Origin of the sequence: Stieleria varia (assembly GCF_038443385.1) — a bacterium.
In the GTDB taxonomy this organism is placed as follows: Bacteria; Planctomycetota; Planctomycetia; order Pirellulales; family Pirellulaceae; genus Stieleria; species Stieleria varia.
Genome location: NZ_CP151726.1, coordinates 7,147,798 through 7,164,753, shown reverse-complemented (window position 1 = coordinate 7,164,753; position 16,956 = coordinate 7,147,798). Strand labels below are relative to the sequence as shown.

Sequence of the window (16,956 nt, the reverse complement as noted above, 5' to 3'; positions counted from 1 at the left end):
GGCAGAAACCTTGGCAAAAAGTGGGGCAAGAGGTTTGGCATCGTATCTCCACCATTTGGGTAACAAGTTTCACGTTCAGGGCACCATTGCGGGATCATTTCGATGTGTTTTAGGGTTCCCGCGATGATTGGAGTAAAACACCCCCGCTCGATCAATCCAGTCTATCTATTATAGGCTTGCGTGTCGAAAAGCCGTCTCCATCACCTCATCATTGTCAATTTCTATCCATGATTTGCGTTACCCTCGGCTGCAGTCGCCACACGCGGATGATTGCCGAACACAAGAATTTGGTCGAACAAGGAGCCAAGCTGGTCGAGCTGAGGCTCGATTACATCGGCCGCGCGGTCAGCTTGAACCGTTTGTTGAGGCAGCGACCGGGGCCGGTGGTGGTCACCGTTCGGCGGCGAGATGACGGGGGCAGGTGGACGAAAAGCGAAGACGAGCGAATGATGCTGCTCCGCAACGCGATCGTGGAGGGCGTCGAATACGTCGACATCGAAGCCGACGTGGCGAGCCAGATCCCACGTTACGGCACCACCAAACGCGTGATCAGCTTTCACAGATTTGAGGACACGCCGGACAACCTGGAAGACCTGCATGCGGCGATGGCAGAAGAAGATGCCGATATCGTCAAGATCGCGACCATGGCCAACTCCTTTTCGGACAACGTCCGAATGATCGAGATGGTCCGCAAAGCCAAAGTGCCCACGATCGGAATTTGCATGGGCGAAATGGGAACCATCACTCGGATTCTGGCCAACCGCCTGGGGTCGCCGTTCACCTACGCAACGTTTAGCAGGGACAAAAAGATCGCGCCGGGTCTGCTGAACTGGAAAGACATGAATGGCTTGTACGACTACGAGAACATCAACGATCAGACGGAGTTGTTCGGCGTGATCGCCGACCCCGTCGCACACAGTTACAGCCCGATCATTCACAACCGAGCCTTTCAAGCCGAGAAGCTCAATGCGCGGTACCTGCCGTTTCGGGTCCCCCGGGACGATCTGGATCAATTCATGAAGTGTTGCCCCAAACTCGGGATCAACGGGATCAGCGTCACGATCCCACACAAAGAACGCGCCTTGGAATACTGCACGCAAGCCGAATCGAGCGCCAATGGGATCGGCGCGATCAACACGATGGTGTTCCATGACGGGGAAGCCCTCGGGTACAACACGGATTACCGCGCCGCGATGGACTGCATCGAAGAACTACTGGAGATTCGCAAGGAAGACCGCAAGAGCCAGCCGATGCAAGGCATCACCGCAATGGTGCTCGGGGCAGGCGGCGTATCGCGCGCGATCGCCTGGGGACTCAAGCAGCGTCACGCCGATGTTGTGATCACTTCCCGAACAGAAGAACGCGCTCGTGTGCTCGGTTCAGAGCTCGGGTGTCGCGTCGTGCCTTGGGAGGATCGCCACAACCAGCGTGTTCAATTGTTGATCAACGGCACGCCGGTGGGCATGCACCCGGACGTCGATCGCTCGCCCTTCAACGCGTCTGCGCTCAATCAGTACATGATCGTGTTCGATACGGTCTATAACCCGGAAAACACCATGCTGATCAAACACGCCAAAGCAGCACAATGTCGGATCATCACCGGCGTCGATATGTTTGTTCGTCAAGCGGCGTATCAGTTCAAGCTCTTCACCGGGAAGGACGCCCCGACCATGCTGATGCGTCAAACGATCAAGCAGGCAACCAATCCGGTCAAGATTCACTGACGAGAGAACCGACCGGTGAGCCGGCTGGCGGGTTCAACTACACAGAAAGGAAATGTTGATGTCTGAGCCGATAGGCGAGTCGATTCCTGAGCCGCGGGCGGAGCAGTATCCCGCGCCGACGTTGCGTCAAGCCATGCCGACGGACGCGGCTGCGATCCATGCACTGATGCGTCCTTTCGTGGCTCAGCGTTTGTTGTTGGATCGGACGGAAGCAGAAATCATCGAGCTGACGCGTCACGGTTTTGTTGCGATCACCAACAACGATGGGCGACCGCAGCGATGCGTCGGTTTTTCGGCGGTCGAGATCTACAGCCCCAAGCTGGCCGAACTGCAGTGCTTGGCCGTCCATCCCGACTATCAACGCGCAGGTGTCGGTGGAAAGCTGGTCCAGATGTGTGTCGATCGGGCGCGAGGACTGGGCGTGATGGAAATCATGGCGATCAGTTCGTCCGGTCATTTCTTGGAGAACTGCGGATTCGGCTATTCGCTGCCAGATCAGAAACGCGCATTGTTCCTGCAGTTGCGTCCACGCCACATCAAGTAAGGAGCGACGATACCATTGCCGGGCGCACCCGGTAGTGGGACTCGCCAGAATTCCTTTCGGACAGGATTTCTGGCGAAATCCATTACGCCATCGATGAATGAAGCGTCCCCAGCGCGGCGTGAATTTTCACGGATTCGATGACTCGGTTTCCTCAATGTCTTGTTCCTCAACGTCTGGCTGCCCCAAAACCGCTCTGGTTGGGTCACGCAGCCAGAGCGGGATCGTGAGCGTCAACATCGCCGCGAAGACGATCACCATCGGCCGAGAACCTTCGCTGGGCCAGTACGTTGCAGCCTGTAAATGACGCCAAACGACCAAGTGGATCGTCAGTGCGATCGGGACCGCGAAGGCAAATCGGCAGAACGCGTCGCGGTGTTTGATGGAACCCTTGGGGCCATCGTTGATCGGCAGCCGACGCAACAGCGGGCCAATCGCTACGGCAATGACGGCGCTCATCAAGACCACAGCGGGCATCGACTGCCAACCGATCAGAACGGCGGGAACCGACAACAGCATCACCAAATCAATCAATCGCGTTGTGTCGACGCCCAGCGGATCGAGCTTGAGGTCTGCTGCGGGACACAACGACTTTGCCAGCACTCGGGCGAACAGCGCCGCGGCCACCCACGCGGCGATGACTCTCAGCAGTGCGTCAAAGTAAAGCCCTCCGGCGGTCCAATGATCTGGCCGCACCAATTGCCAAGGTGTGACCATCAGGACTGGAAAAGCAATCATCGGGACGGCGGTGACGACGAGCGAAAACACCACCAACGACTTGGGCAAGGACACTCCGTCGACGCGAATCAATGCCATCGCCCAGCAAGTACTCAACGCCACCGTGTGATAGGTCAGGATCGCGATCACCCTTTGATCAACCTGAGGAGCCCACAGCGGACCGCCGTGCCAGTGCAGTGATTGGTAGGGCAACGCCAAACTGTACAGTTGCGTGATTCCGATCGCCGTCAGCGAAAAACCCACCGCGGCTTCAACGATCGGGTAGCGGGCCGAAATCGGCAACGAGCAAAATCGACAGCGGCCCGCCAGAGAGAGCCACCCCAGCACGGGCACGTTGTCCCGCGCTAGCAATACGTTGTCGCACCGCGGGCACTTGGAACGACCGCTGATCGAGTCCCCCCGAGGCATTCGCCAGGCCACAACGTTCAGAAAGCTGCCAATGGCTCCGCCGAAATACAGCAGCCACGAAACAATGGTCAAGTCGATCAGGCGAGGGATCAGCAGATCGTCGAATTCGTAGAACGCATTTTGCCGGCTTTGCCACCAAGACAAACCGATCACGTACCCCGCCCCGGCAAGCCCCATCAGCAGCAATACCAGCAAGAGCGGAAACTTGGATCGGAAACGTCGGCGGATCAAGAAACACTACCCAGTAGCAAGGGACGAGAACGGGAGCTTGCGGGCCACTGATTCTGTCGAAACTGTAAACGCAATGGTGAGCCGTGGGCCGTAAGGCACCAGGCAGTACGGTCGCCCCGGCCGATGCCGCTAGCCCAGATTATTCATCCGCCGCAGCGCGATAGCGTCCGGTTCCTGAGTATAGGTGCAAGAACCTGACGCTATCGCGTGGCGGCTGATATGCGCAGACTGCTTTCGTGCCAATCCGCGCAAGCCGTTTCACGCAAACGTGTTGCGATGACCGTAGTAAGTCGTGTGAATAATCCGGGATAGCCACGGGCCTCAAAGGGGTGCGTCAACACCCTAAGGCCCGCAGCTAGCGGCTCACTCAATCAACAGCCCGCTAGCTTAGCGAGGAAGCATCGGAAGTCACAGCGAGAGACAGCGAGAGACAGAGCAAAACTCAAATCCTTGCCAACGGATATCGGCCAAAATGGCAGATTCAAGAGAACCGGTAGGGCACGGCAGTGCGAATTGGTTGTTTTTTAAGACCACTTTTCGCAAAACTGCACACCAAAAAGCCCTTGTTCAAGTTTGGCTTGGTCGATACATTCCTGGATTCTTTGCGGGACGCTGTATCAGGCACAAAATCTGCCGGAGAAAGCTTCCATCGAGCTTTTGATTGCCACCGAATCCTTAGGATTACCCCACAACGGGTTCCAAAAAAGGGATTGGCGGGATCGGTTCCATGGAAACAGTCGACACAGCACCGTTTGCCCGCGGCCAATGTACATTTCCGATTACTAACAGTCTGTCACGTGACCGTTCAATCCACCACTGTAGCAAAAACGGGCGAAGTCGATCGCTCCTGGCACATCGTTGACGCCACCGATGAAGTCCTTGGTCGTCTTGCCAGCGACATTGCGGTTGTCCTGATGGGCAAACACCGCCCGCAGTACACACCCCATGTCGATTGCGGCGACTTTGTCATCGTCGTCAATGCCGAGAAAGTGGCCATGACGGGGAAGAAAATGGATGCACGTCACTACACGTGGTACACCGGTTATCCCGGATTGAAACTCGAGAGCTACGGTGATCGCCAACAGCGAAAGCCCGAGGATTTGATCTACCACGCCGTGCGTCGCATGCTGCCCAAGAACAAATTGGCCAGCCAAATGATCAAGAAATTAAAGATTTACGCGGGTCCCGAGCATCCGCATGTGGCTCAGCAAGCTGAGCCGCTCAAGCGAGTCAGCAAGAAGATTGCGAAGCGGTAGTCGCAGCGAAGCGATCATCACTGGTGGTTTAAAACCACGCAGCGTGGCCGGTCAATGGCCATGCACCGCGGTAAAGCCATCGTCCTAGCCCCCCCTTCATTCACACACTCCATCCCAACACAATCGATTCATGGTTGCGGTCAAAAAAGACAAAATCAACGGCGATGCTCTCGGTACCGGTCGTCGCAAAAGCAGCGTTGCCCGCGTGCGAGTACGTCCGGGTAGCGGCAACATCACGATCAATGGCCGTCCCATCGACGAGTTTTTTGACACCGACAAAGATCGCCGCAGCGTGACCGAAACGCTGGATGCTGTTGAGGTGGCTGGCAAAGTCGACGTGTTGGCACGGGTCAACGGCGGCGGAACCACAGGCCAAAGCGGAGCGATCCGCATGGGCTTGGCCCGCGCCCTGGTTAGCTTTGACGAAAGCCTTCACGATGTGCTGCGTGAAGGCGGATTCCTGACGCGAGATTCGCGAATGAAGGAACGAAAGAAACCAGGCCTGCGTGGTGCACGCCGCGGAGTCCAGTTCAGCAAACGGTAATTGCCAATGGCGTGCTGCCAAGCAAGTATTGGCAGTGCGTACCAAATGGCACGACTTCTGCAGTACCTCTGCAGAATTGGTCACTTACTCTCGGGCATTTGCCTGAGAATGACCAACGGGGAGTCGTCCCTGATCCATTACGAGAAATTCGATCCTTGGATTTCTCGGTCCCTTTAGTTTAAGGTCCCCCCTTGGGAAAGAAAGAAGAAGCATTCGAAGTAGAAGGCACCGTGACTCAGGCCCTCGCCAACACGCGTTTTCGCGTTCAGTTGGAAACGGGCAGTGAGGTCATGGCGCATGTGGCTGGCCGCATGCGTAAGCACTTCATCCGCATCGTTCCGGGCGACAAAGTCCGCGTCGAACTCTCTCCGTACGACCTGACCAAGGGTCGCATCACCTATCGAGAACGATAGGACCTGTCTGGCCGCTTTGCTGTTTTTTGCAAAGCTTCTCCTCCGTCGTGTCTTGCGGATTGACTTGGTGTAACGTCCGATGTTGCCCGCAGTACGCTATCGGCTCGAAGAGTCGAGCGACGATCGCCCGCAATGGGATGCGCCAGAATTCCCACCGGCAGCGAATTATTGGCAGTGTCCACCACGCCAAACTTGGACGCTTGGTCCCTTAATTGCTTCTCCGGTGAAACCCTGAGTGCTCTTCTCAGGTACTCCTTGATAGACGTGCAAACGATGTCGATGGACTGTCTCCAAGAAGTGGCTTTGTTTGCGCGCCCACAAACTGATAAATTGCCGCCTTGAGCGGGGTTCCCGCCGTGGGATGATCTCGCCAGTGACGGCTCACCAATCCACCGACTTACCTAAGGATGTTTTTGAAGATGGGTTTCCCAACAATGTCGATTCGCACTCGAATCGCTTCGGCGATGCTGGCCACAGCGGCCGTATTCTGTGTCGCGCCTCTGGCCAGTGGCCAGGAAAAACTGGCCCCGATCGGTACACAGGCCACGCTGACCGACGGCACTCAGCCCGTCTTGGTGGTGACGCTTGGCTCGGTCAGCAAGCTGATGGCCGACGTCAACTACATCACGGGTGTCGCTGGGCAGCCGCAAGCAGGCGGGATGTTCCAAATGTTTGCTGGGATGTTCACGCAAGGCATGAACATGAACCTGCCCATCGGCGTGATCGTGCCGATGGTCAATGGTGCTCCTGAGCCGATCGTCACCATTCCCACCGACGATATCCGAACGGTGTTGAAGCGTCTGGAGGCTCAGACCGGGCCGGTCGATGAACTGGACGATGGCACATTGGTGATCACAGTCAACCAAAACACCGTCTATGTCCGCCAACTAGGTGCCTGGGCCGTTGCCGCTCGCAACCGTGATGTTATCGCGTTGGCCCCCAGCGATCCGACCACCTTGTTCTCGGGCATGGGCAACGATTATGACCTGGCTGTGCGACTGCAAGTGCAGCAAATCCCAACCGAAATTCGCGACATGCTGATCGCACAAATGCGCCAAGGGTTTGAGGGCGCAATGCGTCAACAAAATCCAGACGAAGCCGCCGCGCGTGAAATGGCTGAGCAATCGATTCAGCAGATCGAGCAGATCGTTCGTGAAGCCGACGAGTTGAACTTTGGTTGGAACATCGATCAGAATGCACGCGAACTCGTCTTCGACGTTGCCTTCACCGCCGTCCCCGGCTCCAACATGGCCGCGATCTATAGCGGTCAAAAAATCATTCCATCAGCATTCGCGTCCGTCGTTCGCGACGACGCAGCAGCCTATTTCCACGGAGCAACAGCGATCAATCCTGAGGGCGTCGCACAGTACCGTGGCAGCATCGATAGCTCGATGACCATGATCCGAAACGCGATTGCCAATGAGAACAACTTGTCCGATGATGAACTCGCTGAAATCGACAGCGTTTTGGGACGCCTTGGTGACCTGATCGGAGATACGCTCGCTGAAGGAAAGTCGGACAGCGGGATGGTCTTGCTGGCTGACGAGAACCAGTTCCGTCTCGCGTTTGGCATGTTCCTCGCCGACGGCAACAAGGCTGCTCAGTTGGTCAAGGATCTGTCGGCCAAGGTCCCAGCAGGAAACCCCGATGCCCCAAGATTCAAGTTTGATCTTGGCAAGTACAACGGAGTCCAAATGCACGTGGTCGAAGCCGACGTGCCGGCGTCGGAGGACGAAGTTCGCAAGGTCTTTGGCGACATGCTGCAAGTCCACTTGGGGACCGGCGACAAGTCGCTGTATCTCGCTTTGGGACGTGACAGTGAGGCGTTGTTGAAGGAGCTGATTGATTCGGGTGCAACCGCAGGGATGGGGCCATCCGTGTTTAGCATGAAAGTCAAATTGCTGCCGATCCTGCAGTTCGCGCAGTCAGTGGAAATGAATGACGAAGTCGCCGCGGTCATCGATTCGTTGAGCGAAGCTGGTGATCAAGGAGTCCTGAATATCACAGGAGATTCGATCCCCAACGGCTCCAAGTCCCGAGTGAGCATCGGCGAAGGCCTAATCCGTGCGATCGGTGCTGCAGCCGCAGCAGCTCAGCCCGGTCGCGGTGCCCCAGCCCCCTTCTGAGCCCCCATGTACGTCAGGCTTTCCAGCCTGACTTGCCCCACGTACGTCAGGCTTTCCAGCCTGACCTGCCCCACGTACGTCAGGCTTTCTAGCCTGACATGTCCTGTGTATGTCAGGCTAGAAAGCCTGACGTACTAGAAAGCCTGGCATCCTTGCAGCCAGGTACGATTTCTCTAGCGATCTATCGAGATGAAGAAGCACGCGACCACCGTCACCCTGATGATCTTTGCCGGCATGGTGGGCTATTGGTGGGGAGATTCCAGTGCCAAGTCGCCCAATGCCCCTGTCTCCGCGCCGACGATTCAAGCGACTGACTCTGCTGCTGTCGCCCAGTCCAGCATCGCCGATGTGTTGCAGCTGGCGGCGGATGCGAAGACAACCATGTCGACCAATCTCCACGACTACACCGCGCGGTTTGTCAAACAAGAGCGGAGCGACGATGGCGTTCTTGGTGAGCTGAACGAGATGGAGCTGAAGATTCAGACCCGAATGCGAAACGACTCCGATGACGCTCCAATGCGGATCTATCTGAAGTTCATTTCGCCGCAGTCTGCTGCTGGTCGCGAAGTGATGTGGTGCAAAGACAAGTACGACGGCCAGATGGCGGTTCATGAAACAGCGTTTTTACTGAACCTGAAGACGATTTGGTTGGAGCCGACCGGCATCATCGCGATGACTGGACAAAAATTTCCGATCTACGAAATCGGCTTGGTGCGATTGGTCGAACAATTGATCGAACGTGGTCAAAAAGATCTCGACAATCCAGACGTGTCCGTGGTGATGTCCAAAGGCCACGAGTTTGACGGAATTCAAGCGGAGCTGATTCGTGTTCGACGCAGCAAACCGTCTGGTGACAAGGATGATTTTAAACTGGCAGAGATTGTGTTCGACCGAGAACGGATGCTGATCCTGAGCTACCGAAGTTTCGGTTGGCCTGAGCAGGCGGACGCAGACGTACCTGATAGCGAGCTACCGCTGCTGGAGTCCTACGCATACCACGACATCAAAACCAACGTCGGTCTGACGGACGACGATTTCGATGTCAACAATGAAGCCTACGGGTTTCCTTGAGTCGAGGATTCGTCGTCACGCAATTGCTGGTACAACTTTGCACGAGCCATCCGCCAATCCCGTTCGACCGTCCCCTCGCTGACCCCCAGGACTTCGGCGACCTCTGGGATGGATAGTCCGGAAAAGAAACGCAGTTCCACGACTTCGCGCTGTCGCGGAGATGACTTCTCCAATTCGTCCAGCGAGGCCTCCAGTTCGATGAACCGGCAACCATTGCTGGCTTCGAAATTATCCAGCACGATGTCCAACGATCCTCGCTGGTAGTCGCCGCCTCGTTTATTCGTCTGACGTTTGCGTGCGTGATCGACCAGGATCTGACGCATCGCACGGTTGGCCATCCCGAAAAAGTACCTGCGATCGGTGGCGTTTCCGATGGCCGAGGAGTCCAGCAGTTTCAAGCATGCTTCGTTCACCAATGCGGTTGCTTGCAACGTATGGTCGGCGCGTTCGCGTCGCATCAGCGCGGCCGCCATCTGCCGTAATTCGTCCTGGAGCCCGACGAACAATTGCTCCTTGACCGACTCGTCACCGTCCTTGAGTTGTTGCAGCAGCATCGAGACTTCGTGTTCTGGCTGATTCATGGGCGGGTTCCGGCATCGAAGCAGAGAAAGAGAACGGGTAAGACGCAATGCTATCAAACATCACGTGATCAAACATTGCACGCGGCCAATATTTTCGCCGGGGGGGTTGGCTTTGACACAGTTCATCTAGCGTCGAGTTTCACGGCACGATATATCTTGGCTCGAACGTATTTCGTCGAAAGTGTGCGGATTTACTCAAGTCCCACGTTTTGTCGACCGAAAGACGCGGCCGCAACGAATGCGGCCGGAATTGCCCCGGATGGAATTGGGAAACTCTGCGATGAATTTGCAGCTTTTGCTTGATCAACTGCGCGCTCGTTCTGACTCTCGCAAACAGCAGAAGAACCGCAAGGCGAAACGTCGCCAAGCCAAACGCGGTCAGTTGGAATCGCTGGAGCAGCGGCAATTGCTAGCCGGCGACTTTCTGGTCCCCACCAATAACAGTGATGACACCGTCCGGATCTGGACGGAGCCTGCGGTCGGGGCGACGCCGGCGAAGGTGTTTGCCGAGGTGACCAATACTCAACCGGGAGCGATGGCAGGCGACCCGCCGGTGGTTGCTACGATTTTGCACGAGCGAGTTCTGCCCATCGATTCGTTGACCATTGATGGCCAAAGGGGTGACGACAGGGTGACCTTCGATGGAACGGTCAATCTCGGAACTTCCACAACAATCTCCGTGATCTCAGAGGAGATCTTTGTAGCGGCCAATGCGGACATCGATGCCGGCGACATCAGTCTCGTCACCGGCGGCGTCGAGATGGGCGCCAATGTCTTGGCCAATCTGCCGATCGACTTGGCCAATGTATTGGATGGAGAGCGACTGATTGACATCGGCTCGGGGGCTCAGATCAACGGCGATGCCATTGAGATCAAAGCAACACGCGTGACCTCGGTCGTCAGCCCGCTGCGTCCGTTCGGCGGGGGCGACAAGGATGTGGATATTCGTATCGCGGATGCCACGATCACGGGAACGAGTGTGGAGATCATTGCGGAGGCAAAGGATCAGAACTTGGACGACATCGTCCCGGATTTCGCATCCTCGCACTCATCCGAGGGCGTCAAGAAAATCTTTCAGGCCGCTGGAATCGGCAGTCCGCTGGCAGCGATGATCCGCGGCGGGCAAGCCGACATCACACTGAACTCGACCGTCATCAATGCGACCGGCAACATCACGGTGGGAGCGAACAGCAAGGTCGACGCGAGCACCACCGCGATCGCGACTCGCAGCGCGGGTGCGACGGGACTTTCGGGGGCGTTGCAGTCACTCAGCGTTGGCGTGGGGATCGCCGACTCGCATGCACAAACGTTGCTGCTGGGTAACACTCGGATCACATCCACAGGAGGCGATGTCAAAATTGAATCGCGGGCGGAGGCTATCGCTGAAATCGAGGCGATGACGTCTGGCAACTCGTCGGTGAAAAAAGGCGTGCCATCGCCGGCTGATCCCAACGCGGCAGGCGGCAGTGTCGCGGTCTCGTTGACCGACTTGGTCAGTAAAACACATGTGGGAGTCAACGCATCGGTTACCGCGTCGACCGGAAATGTCTACGTCAACGCCATCGGCAAGACGAACAACGAAGCGGAATCGAAAGTCGCGTTCTCTGTCGATGGAGCGGTCGGCGTTTCGGTGAGTGTTGCATCGGACACAGCCGATGTGGATGCGTTGGTGGAAGGAACGATACAGGCAGCAGGTGCGGATCGTGCGATCGTCGTGGAAAGCGGCAATGCAAATTCGTCTGGCGTGATCACTCAAGTCGGCCATGGGTTCAGCACGGGAGATGAACTGGTTTATCTCGTCCTGCCCGCGCCCGATGGATCGACCAACCCGGTCACCGGGTTGGTGGACGGCGAGATCCTGAGTGTGATCGTGATCGATGCAAATCACTTTGAATTGGTGCGTGAACCTGCGGTTGCGTTGAGCTTGGATGCTATCGAGCGAGCCGGTTATGCGACGCCATCGACGCATACGTTTTCCGCGAAACGAAGTGTCGAGTTTGATTCCGGATTGTCGAACATCGCGAGCACCGATCGCATCACGATCAGCAATAGTCAGCTACCCAATCTCTCGGAGATCCAAAACGGAACCGAGATCAGATACTTTGCCGCCTCTGACGACGAAGCCATCGAGCCTGTGGCGATCGGCGGATTGGAGGATGGCGAGCTCTATTCAGTGGTAGGACGGCAAACCGAGAGCGGTGGCCGAATCAGTTTCCGGCTCGCTCCGATTGACGCATTGGGGAACATCGGTTCGCCGATCGATCTGACAAGCTTGGGTGTCGGAGGCGATCACGTGATCTCGTTTGATGCTCCGGCGATCAGCTTCCCTGCTTCGGCCACGACGGTCGACGTGTCACGGGATGAGATCACGCTGAATTCTCATGGTTTCCAGACGGGTGATGAAGTTCTCTACCACACGGACTCTTCGGTCAGCTCGACTCAGACCGTTCGCCGAAACGCGATCTTTGCCCGCGGAGACAGTGCGGTCGTCGACGTGGAGGGCTTGGACGCCAACGGCAATCCCGTCGTCGATCTCGCCAACGACCTGTTCAATCATCCAGACTTGTCGGGCATGGTCACAGGAACGCGGGTGACCTATCAGTCCGATGCCGGGGGAACCCGCATCGGTGGTTTGACAAACGGCACCGACTACTTTGTCATCTCTAACGCCGATGGCACCACCTCGTTGGCGACGACGCAACCCAGAGCAGTTCAGGGACTTGCAGTCAACCTGACCTCGACGGGAACAGGTGACAACCATCGATTCACTCCCACGGTGATCGAAACCGGATCGGATTCGATTGTCATTCCCAACCATGGTTTGTTCACTGGCCAGGCGTTGCGGTACACGGCAGGACGCGACCCTCTCACCGGTGCTGATGCTCCGGCATCGGCTGGATTGATTCAAGCGGATGGTTCTCCGAGCGAAAAGATCTACTATGCGATCGTGACGGACTTGGATCGCATTCAAGTGGCGAACTCATTGAGCGACGCTTTGGCGGGCAATGAAATCAGTCTCACCAGCACGTTCAACGACAACGACTACCAAGCCTTTACGTCTGAAACGGTCGCCTTGATCGTCGATGGAACCACGGTCGATAAAGTCGTCAACAATGGCGACGATGTCTTGAATTTGACGGCACACGGATTCGCCGACGGCGCCTACCTTGAGTATCGAACCGGCGGCGGCCAACCGATCGGCGGCTTGGTAGATGGCGGCAGATACTTTGCCCATGTCAGCCCGGGCAAGCCCAACGAATTGCAACTCGGGACCAGTACCAGCAACGGATCGATCATCACGTTCTCCGATACGGCGACGGTACTGACCGGCAATCATGTCTTTGTCTCGATCGAAGGCGCCGTCGACGTAGCATCAAGCTCGATTCAATTGCCCGCTCACGATTTGGCAAGCGGTGACATCGTCCAGTACACGCGTGGCACTGGTGTGACCAACGTTGGTGGCTTGGTCAACAATCGAGAATACGAAGTGGTGCGTGTCAGTGGCGACGTGATCTCGCTCTTGGACAAGGACACCGGGACGCCGATCGTTTTATCAAGTGCCGGCGTTGCCAACCAAAGTCACAACTTTCAGGTTCAGACGGGCGATCGATCAGGAGCCACGATCAGTTTTGTTGCTGCCCGAGCAACCGCAGTGGGGAGTTCGTCGCTCCTGGCCTTTGATCCAACTGCGGGATCTTCGTTGAACCTCAACTCACGTCTGACGCCCGCGCCGGACCCGATGGATCCGGACATCGTTGACCCGCTGGGTGAATCGATTCGCTTGGCCGGTCACGGACTCCGTGACGGACAACATGTCGTGTATGTTCGCGAGGGCAGTTCATCGATCGGCGGATTGACACCTGGCCAAGAGTACAAAGTCGAGGTCTTGGACGGGGATCACTTTTCGTTGACCGACTTGGGAGACAATCTGATCGACCTGACGGGTCCTGCGTTGGGAGGCAACCATGCGTTCTTGATCGCATCCGAGGTGACGATTGCGGACCGGCCCATTGGTGGACTGAGTGACGGCGAGCGATACTACGTCACCGTCGTCGACGCGAACACGATTCGTTTGAACGAGTCACCGGGATCGGCTGAGCAGAACGAAGCCTTGCCCTGGTCCTTTGCCGGCAACAGCTCGACTCACCAACTGGTCAGTGAATTCCAGCCGACTGGAATTAGCGTCGGCAGCAAGCTGAGGGCCTTCAACAAGGCGGTCGGCAAAAGTGCCCTGGGCGGCGAACCGCTTGTTGCCGGACTGCTCGCGGGACGCTCGGGCGCACGCTCTCAAAAGATTGCCCAGACGAGCAACATTAGCGCGCTTGGAGCAAACAAAGATCGATTACGGGGCACCAGACAGTCCAACGACATGTTCAGTGTTTCGGCCGGTCTCGCGGTCAACTTGGTGACACACGACGTTCACACGACCATTACCGGTGATGCCGAACTGACAACGTCCGGTGACGCGATCATCTCGGCAAAGATTCGTGATAAAGTCACCACTCGAGCGGTCGGCACCACGGAAACCGATAGCGGTATCCCCGGAAAGCCAAGGCCGCAGAAAAAGTTCTCCGCAGGCGTAGCGATCTCCATCGGGATCTATGAGAACACGGCCGAAGCGGTGATCCAATCGGGTGCGCAGGTCGACGCATCAGGAAGCCTGGATTTGGTCTCCGACGTCACCTATCCGTTTTTCTTGCGAGAAGTGGATCTTTCCAACATTGCAGACACGTTCGACAGCAATGATGCGTTCGTCGACACCATGGGGCAGATATTGATCCTGATTGCGGGTCTGCCCAACTTGTTCGCCGGAAATGCAACGACAGCGGCAACCGGTGACTCACTGAGCAAGAACGGCGCGGCACGATTTGCGGTCACTGGTGGACTGGTGTACTCCGAGTACGACAATCAATCGGTTGCAACGATCGGGACCGGGGCGCTGATCAATCAAAAGGCGGGCTTCAGGGCGGACACCCAAGAAGTGTTGGTCAATGCCATCACACAAATGCGATTGATCAATGCTGCAGGACGCTTGGAAATAAAGCCTTCGCCGGACGTCGTGAAGACCTTTGGCAGCAGCACCCAGGCAGGAGACGTTGGCATCGGTGGTTCGTTTATCGTTCAGTCGATCACCAATGTCACCAAAGCAACGATCGAGGCGGGGGCTCGGGTGCGCACCGGATCCGATCGCAAGCTGCATGTGTATGCCAACGAAGACGTCTTGAACATCAACATCGCCACAGCCGGCGGCAAATCAGGCGGACTGGGGCTGTCCGGCAGCTTGACGCAGTTTGACGGCGATAGCGAAACCATCGCACATATCCATGATGGTGTGATCATCGACGCCGGGCAGTTAAGGATCGTCGGCGACTCCAAGCAACTGCATGTCGGTGTGACCGGTGGCGTGCAGCGAGCCAAGACGGTCGGCGCCGGCGTCTCGGTGGGACTGCAAACCATCGATCGCAACACCCAGGCGATCTTGGGGGCCGCGCCTGATGGCACCGGCAGCAGTGCGACGCAGATGGACGTTGATGTGACGAGCGTCGACATTCACGCGGACAATCGTGGAGGCGTTTACACATTCGGAATCGCTGGTGCCTTTGCATCGAATACCAACAAAAAAGTACAGAATGCTCAGTCGGCCGCTGGCGGCAGTGTGGGCGTCGGAGACCTCACCAAATCCGCCGTCGGCATCGCTGGCGATACGACTTGGAACGACATCACGAATGTCACCCAAGCGATCGTGGACACGACCGGCACCATCGACCTGACGGGTGGTGATTTCGGTGTTCAGGCGACGGATAGCACGACCGTTCTGTCTGTCTCCGGTGCCGTTGCCATCTCGATCGCTGCCGGCAATGCGTTCGGTTTGTCTGGCTCGTTTAGTCGCAACGAAATCGACATGACGACCACGGCTCAAGTGACCGGCGCTGACGTCAATGGGGCAAATGACGTATTGATTCACGCGGATCGCTCGGGCGACCTGTTGGCATTCAGCGCCAGCGTGGCGGCAGCGGTGGTGACGCCAGAAGGCCGAGCTTTGAAAGCCAAAGGCGGCGCGATCGCGGGCAATTTCAGTTGGAACACGATCACGACGAACACGGACGCGATCGCCGATTCCTCACATTTCGACGCCGCCGGGAACCTCAGCATCACGGCTCATGATGATTCGGATTTGCTCGCCATCGGTGGAGGTGCCGGTGTCACTTGGGGTGGGCAGTTGGGCGTCGGAGCCGCAGTCGGTTTGAATGAAATCACCAGTCGGACCAATGCAAAAGCGATGGGAGCAGCAACGCTGGACGCCGATGGCAACATCGTTGTCTCCAGTCACAGCACGCCACGTATCCACGGAATCGGGATGTCGCTGGGACTCGGACAGTTCGGATTGGCTGGCACCGTCGGAATCAACAATCTCACGCTGGATGCCGTCGCCAGCATCGACGGTGGCGTTGTCCGATCGGGCGGAATGTTCACGGTTTCGGCGATCGACGACGGCGAGATCCGTAGCGACGCCGGTGCGGTCGCGTTGGGGATCCAAGCCAACGGGCTGCCGGTTTCTCCGACCAGCGTCTCGGGTGCGTTCGGTGCGGCGGTATCCGTCAATGACATTGGTGGAATGACTCAAGCGAACGTTTCCAATACGACCAGTATCAACGCAGATGATGCGGTCACGATCACGGCGTACAGCCAAGCTCGCATTGACGCATTGGCCTTGGCCGGCGCGGTCGCTTTCGCTGCCAGCCCGGCCGGCAATTCAGCCGCAGGCGCCGGCAATGCGACAGTCGCCTTGAATGACATTCATCGAACGATTGGGGCACAGCTCGTTGGTCAAAGCAGCGCCAAGTTGGACTTGACCGGTGGCGCGGATGTCACTCTCTCGGCACTAGACCAAACGATCATCAAGGCCTACGCGATCGGCGCCAGCATCGGCATCGCGTCGGCACCCGCGGGTAGCGGGTACAGTCTCGCCTTGGGGGCGTCCGTTGCCAACAACGAAATCGGCAACACCGTCGATGCAAATATCGAACACGCGATCATTCACAGTGCGGGCAGCGTCACGGTCAACGCATCGAGCCAGCAGGAGGACTTCTTGACGCTGGACTCCAGCGGCGCCAATGCGATTTCGGCTGCGGACTTGGATCGCTTGGCGACGGAGGAAACGTTGGACACAGCGTTGGCCGCCCGACTGAGAAACAACTTTGATTTGGGACTCGGTCCGATCCTTTCCGACAGTTGGCGGATCTCTCAGAACGCTGCTGGCCGTGAATGGATGGTGGTGGATCAAAAGCAAGGCGACGTGTACACGATCACCCTGCGTGGGAA

General features: G+C 57.2%; 10 protein-coding genes (1 of these 10 only partly in view). 8 read left to right on the top strand and 2 right to left on the bottom strand.

Annotation, left to right across the window (positions count from 1 at the left end; all coding sequences use genetic code 11):
* The first annotated feature begins 227 nt into the window (after nt 1-227).
* Complete coding sequence (gene aroE, locus Pla52nx_RS24050; RefSeq protein WP_146522896.1) at nt 228-1,724, top strand: shikimate dehydrogenase; 1,497 nt, start codon at nt 228-230, stop codon at nt 1,722-1,724.
* Between the two features lie 58 nt (nt 1,725-1,782).
* A complete protein-coding gene (locus Pla52nx_RS24045) occupies nt 1,783-2,268 on the top strand; it encodes a GNAT family N-acetyltransferase (protein WP_231742598.1) in 486 nt (161 codons plus the stop codon).
* A 126-nt stretch (nt 2,269-2,394) separates the two neighbouring features.
* Here the strand turns inward: Pla52nx_RS24045 and Pla52nx_RS24040 are convergent, their stop codons facing one another.
* Nucleotides 2,395-3,642: a prepilin peptidase gene (locus Pla52nx_RS24040; protein ID WP_146522898.1), complete on the bottom strand. Its 1,248-nt coding sequence runs from the start codon at nt 3,640-3,642 to the stop codon at nt 2,395-2,397.
* A gap of 797 nt (nt 3,643-4,439) precedes the next feature.
* Here Pla52nx_RS24040 and rplM point away from each other — a divergent pair.
* The 5 genes from rplM to Pla52nx_RS24015 all read left to right on the top strand — a co-directional run bounded on the left by rplM (nt 4,440) and on the right by Pla52nx_RS24015 (nt 9,052).
* Entirely contained in the window at nt 4,440-4,898 is a 459-nt protein-coding gene (gene rplM / locus Pla52nx_RS24035; protein WP_146522899.1) for a 50S ribosomal protein L13, read from the top strand.
* 130 nt (nt 4,899-5,028) lie between these two features.
* Nucleotides 5,029-5,442, top strand: coding sequence for a 30S ribosomal protein S9 (gene rpsI, locus Pla52nx_RS24030; protein ID WP_146522900.1), 414 nt, complete (start codon nt 5,029-5,031; stop codon nt 5,440-5,442).
* A gap of 191 nt (nt 5,443-5,633) precedes the next feature.
* The gene (gene infA / locus Pla52nx_RS24025; protein WP_145416653.1) at nt 5,634-5,855 is read left to right on the top strand and encodes a translation initiation factor IF-1; all 222 of its coding nucleotides are present in this window, start codon (nt 5,634-5,636) and stop codon (nt 5,853-5,855) included.
* A 434-nt stretch (nt 5,856-6,289) separates the two neighbouring features.
* Complete coding sequence (locus tag Pla52nx_RS24020; protein WP_231742599.1) at nt 6,290-7,981, top strand: hypothetical protein; 1,692 nt, start codon at nt 6,290-6,292, stop codon at nt 7,979-7,981.
* Between the two features lie 189 nt (nt 7,982-8,170).
* Nucleotides 8,171-9,052: a DUF1571 domain-containing protein gene (locus Pla52nx_RS24015; RefSeq protein ID WP_146522902.1), complete on the top strand. Its 882-nt coding sequence runs from the start codon at nt 8,171-8,173 to the stop codon at nt 9,050-9,052.
* Here the strand turns inward: Pla52nx_RS24015 and Pla52nx_RS24010 are convergent.
* The gene (locus Pla52nx_RS24010) at nt 9,037-9,633 is read right to left on the bottom strand and encodes an ECF-type sigma factor (protein ID WP_146522903.1); all 597 of its coding nucleotides are present in this window, start codon (nt 9,631-9,633) and stop codon (nt 9,037-9,039) included. The two genes, Pla52nx_RS24015 and Pla52nx_RS24010, sit on opposite strands and share 16 nt — an antisense overlap.
* 280 nt (nt 9,634-9,913) lie before the next feature.
* On the opposite strand from Pla52nx_RS24010, the gene Pla52nx_RS24005 reads away from it, so the two are divergent.
* Nucleotides 9,914-16,956, top strand: the beginning of a protein-coding gene (locus Pla52nx_RS24005) for a hypothetical protein (protein WP_197455016.1). 20,650 nt of this gene lie beyond the right edge of the window; the window shows 7,043 of its 27,693 coding nt (coding positions 1-7,043); it begins with the start codon at nt 9,914-9,916; its stop codon lies beyond the right edge, outside the window.